This window comes from Candidatus Micrarchaeia archaeon (genome assembly GCA_041650355.1).
GTDB lineage: Archaea > Micrarchaeota > Micrarchaeia > Anstonellales > Bilamarchaeaceae > JAHJBR01.
In genome coordinates this window covers 1-3,547 of sequence record JBAZLI010000088.1, presented here as the reverse complement: position 1 = coordinate 3,547, position 3,547 = coordinate 1, and the positions used below count along the sequence as shown (strand labels likewise).

Annotated in this window: 5 protein-coding genes; 4 read left to right on the top strand and 1 reads right to left on the bottom strand. The window is 50.7% G+C overall.

Features of this window, described 5'->3' with window-relative positions:
* Positions 1-75 precede the first annotated feature (75 nt).
* Positions 76-333 carry a DNA-binding protein Alba gene (albA, locus tag WC488_05050; GenBank protein MFA5077765.1) on the top strand — a complete coding sequence of 86 codons (258 nt, stop codon included), beginning with the start codon at positions 76-78 and terminating at the stop codon, positions 331-333.
* Positions 334-379: 46 nt separating this feature from the next.
* Here albA and WC488_05045 read toward each other — a convergent pair whose 3' ends face one another.
* Entirely contained in the window at positions 380-760 is a 381-nt protein-coding gene (locus WC488_05045; GenBank protein ID MFA5077764.1) for a hypothetical protein, read from the bottom strand.
* Between WC488_05045 and WC488_05040 the strand changes: the two genes are divergently transcribed.
* The 3 genes from WC488_05040 to WC488_05030 all read left to right on the top strand — a co-directional run bounded on the left by WC488_05040 (position 759) and on the right by WC488_05030 (position 3,541).
* Positions 759-1,904 (top strand): hypothetical protein, encoded by a 1,146-nt coding sequence (locus WC488_05040; GenBank protein MFA5077763.1) that lies wholly within the window; start codon positions 759-761, stop codon positions 1,902-1,904. The two genes, WC488_05045 and WC488_05040, sit on opposite strands and share 2 nt — an antisense overlap.
* Positions 1,905-1,965: 61 nt before the next feature.
* Complete coding sequence (locus WC488_05035) at positions 1,966-2,487, top strand: hypothetical protein (protein MFA5077762.1); 522 nt, start codon at positions 1,966-1,968, stop codon at positions 2,485-2,487.
* A gap of 46 nt (positions 2,488-2,533) precedes the next feature.
* Entirely contained in the window at positions 2,534-3,541 is a 1,008-nt protein-coding gene (locus WC488_05030) for a lysylphosphatidylglycerol synthase transmembrane domain-containing protein (protein MFA5077761.1), read from the top strand.
* Positions 3,542-3,547 lie beyond the last annotated feature (6 nt).

Below are 3,547 nucleotides of genomic sequence, written 5' to 3'. Positions count from 1 at the left end.
CCAGGCAAGGAAGCCAAGGCGCCTGAACCCCGCAAGGAGCAGCCGCAAACTTCCGAGCCCCGCAAGGACGACAACGTGGTTTACATAGGCAAGAAGGGGCTCATGGGCTACGTGCTCGCAGTGGTCACCAATTTCAACAAGGGTTCCACCGAAGTGATAGTCAAGGCCAGGGGCCATCTTATCTCAAGGGCCGTGGACGTGGAAGAGATAGTGAAGCACCGCTTCATGCCGGGCATAAAGATAAAGGAAGTGCGCGTAACAACCGAGAAGCTGCAGAGCCACGACGGAAGGGAGAGCAACGTCTCCTCGCTGGAGCTCGTGCTCATCAAATAATCGAATAATTTACATCCGCTGTTCGCGGCGGGTTTCGCAGCATTGTTTATTCTTTTTTATGCTGTCCTGCTAAGTAGTCCTCAAAGTTTATTGCACCCTGCGTTCTGAATTGGTCCTTCACCACTTTCTCAGGGCTGAGCAGTATAGTTATCGTTCTCTCCTTTATTTGGGCATCGCTGATAATAGGATGACCCTTAAATTTTTCCCAGAAACGCCATCTACTACCCCGAGCAGATTTTTGCGCCCCCAAATTGTTTTCCCTAGGTTTTGGTTTCTGGTCTTTTGGTAATCCCAGGCACATTAATCCCGCAAATCCTGGCTTCATTCCACCACCTATAAATAATTCACAACTGAACATTTTATAAAACGTATCCAAAAGCACCGGCGGCTCACACATTTTTAATATTCCCATCTGAATCCAATCCATGGACATTATCAAGCGCCTTGACCTCGGGCCTTATTTCACGTTCGAGCCCAGCAAGTCCAAACCAATCTACAATTGGTTCTATTACAAGGAAGCATACTCCCCTGAGCTCGTGGAAAAGCTCGCGCTCGAACTCAATCTAAGCGCCCCAATCCTGGACCCGTTCTCAGGGATAGGCACGACCGCATTGTTTGCAAAATCGCTCGGCATGCAGGCCTATGGGATAGATTCTTCACAGCTTGCGGTGTTTGCAGGACAGGTGAAAACCGAAGACTACTCGGAAAAGGATTTGGAGGACGCGAGAGCATTCCTCAAAGACGTTTTCCAGCACAAGGATTCCTCTTCCAGACTGCGCTGGGACTTCGAACTCTTCCAGGTGGAAAAAGTTTTCCCTCCGGCGAACCTGCGCGACATCTTATTTCTAAGGGAAAAAATCGCAGGAGTGCAGAACGAAAAGGCCATGCGCCTCCTCCTTTTAGCTCTTGTTTCCATACTCCCAATGTGCGGCTTCATCCTGAAAGACGGCGGCGTGCTGAAAATAGAAAAAAAATCCGTCGCGCCCGTGCGCGAGGTGTTCAAACGCAAAACGAAGCGCATGCTTTCCGATTTGGAGAATGCGCCGAAAGGCCCGAGGCCGGAAATCCTTCTGGGGGACGCGCGCTCCATGCCTTTTGAAAACGAAAGCATGAACTCGATAATCACTTCCCCGCCCTATCTGAACAACATAGACTACACTAAAGTGTACGGGCTGGAAATCTCGCTGCTGGAAATGGACCTTTCCAGCACTAGGAACGCGCGGGGGAGAAGCGTGCGCTCGTTCATAACCTCGGATGCAAAAGCAGAGGAAATCCCCGAAGAGGCATATGAGTATGGCTGCAGGATTCCGGTAGCCGGCACCTATTTCGCGGACATGGAAAAAGTGCTGAAGGAAAGCTTCCGTGCCCTGAAGCCAGGAGGAACCGCAGTTTTCGTAGTCGGAAACTCCGTAATAAGGGAAACCCACATCCCTGTGGATGAGATTCTTGCGCAAATCGGGGAACGGCTGGGCTTCGAAAGCGAAATATGGATTGGGCTGGAGCGCATTGCTGATGTAAAACCCGCAAAAGTTAAAACACGGGAAAGCGCGATAGTGTTTCGCAAGCCCTAGCGTTTCCAAGGCAAAGCCACTATTTATAATATTTCATAGCATACACTTTTTCGGTGAAGATATGCCTTCGATCCAATTGACAAAGAAGCAGGGCCAGCAGGAAACTGACGAACTCCTTGCATGGGCGCGCATACTAACAAATCTCAGCCACTATCTGAATCTCGTAGACAAGGCCAAAGACGAATCAGGGAAAAAAGACTTAAGCGCCTCGCAGTTAGGCCAGCTTCCGGAAAAACTCCCGAACGGGCGGCCGTTCGTGCTTACTCCTGGGATGTGTTCCTTCTTGGATGAGATGATGGGCCGGAAGAACGATTTGGGCACAGACGAATTTCTCAGGAAATTATTTACTTCCGCGGATCCCAAAACACGCTCGGAATTCATAGATAAGCTTGCAAGCCACGCGGAGAAAACAGGAGCATGGCAATTCTACGGTTATCTGAACCTGCTTTTGACCACCTTCAAACCCTCCAGCCTTAAGGAACTGAATGAACGAGTCGAAGATTATCCGATGTACGGCTCCGACGGCCCGGCGGCTTTTCATCAAGTGCACCCAGAAAAGCTAAGGCCCAAGAAAGTGCCATAATAAACTTTTTTTGGCCATTCACTCCAATCCAGCTATAGCTGATCCTATGAAAGCCAGAAAAGACCTGTTATCATCCAAGCAGCTTATCCTCAATTCCGTGATTTCAATTGCAATAATCGCAGCCATATTATACCTAATAGGCGTGGACAGCATAATCGCGGAGTTCAGCAGCATCAATTTCCTTTACTTAGCCATCTCGGTTTTCTTCCTCCTAGTGATGTACGTGGTGATGACCGCGCGCCTTGACTTGATTCTGCGCGAGCTAGGGGTAAAATTGAGCTTCTGGGACATATTCAAGCAGCACGTGATGGGGATGCTCCTCGCGGACTTCACTCCTGCGCGCACCGGCTACCTCGCAGTTGCGTACGGGCTCACGAAGAAATACAAAGTCCCTGAGGAAAAAAGCACGGTCGCGGTTTTAGGCCCGCAGATATACGACTTCATGGCCAAAGTTATACTCGGAACCATAGCATTGTTCTACCTGCTCAACACCTACCTCAAGCTCCAGAACGGGGAACTGCTCTTCCTGGGCGCGTTCGCGATGCTCGGAATGACCGCGGTGATGGCGCTCCTCCTCTTCTCAAAGCGCTTCCTCTCCCTCTTCTCGTTCTCCAAAAATCTTCCGTTCATCGGCTCGTTCGCATCCAAAATCCTCTCTCTTTTCGAAAAGGCCCAGCAGAACTCCGGGGTTATAATCCGCAAGTTCCCCCAGCTTTTCATCCTTCTCCTGCTCTCATGGAGCGCGAAAGCCATCTCATGGTATTTCGTAGCGAAGAGCCTGGGCATCACGCTCCAGACGCCGTTCCCGGAAGTGCTCGCGTACTTCTTCCTCCAGCCGCTGCTCACAATCCTGGAATTCATCCCGTCCCCGACGCTTGCCGGGCTCGGGCTGAGCGAAGGAGGAGGCGTGATAATATTCGGGGTGCTCGGCATAGGCGCTGCAAAAGCCGCTTCGTTCGTGTTCCTCGCGCGCGTGAAAACGATACTGGTTAATTCACCAGCGATATGGGAGGCGCTCTCGGTCCTGGAAGCTGACGGAAAAAACGGAAAATAACAGTTC

Excerpts from the sequence above, each read along its gene's own strand:
- WC488_05030 (MFA5077761.1), top strand. The coding sequence starts at position 2,534 with ATGAAAGCCAGAAAAGACCTGTTATCATCCAAGCAGCTTATCCTCAAT.
- WC488_05040 (MFA5077763.1), top strand. The coding sequence starts at position 759 with ATGGACATTATCAAGCGCCTTGACCTCGGGCCTTATTTCACGTTCGAG.
- WC488_05035 (MFA5077762.1), top strand. The coding sequence starts at position 1,966 with ATGCCTTCGATCCAATTGACAAAGAAGCAGGGCCAGCAGGAAACTGAC.
- WC488_05045 (MFA5077764.1), bottom strand. The coding sequence starts at position 760 with ATGGATTGGATTCAGATGGGAATATTAAAAATGTGTGAGCCGCCGGTG.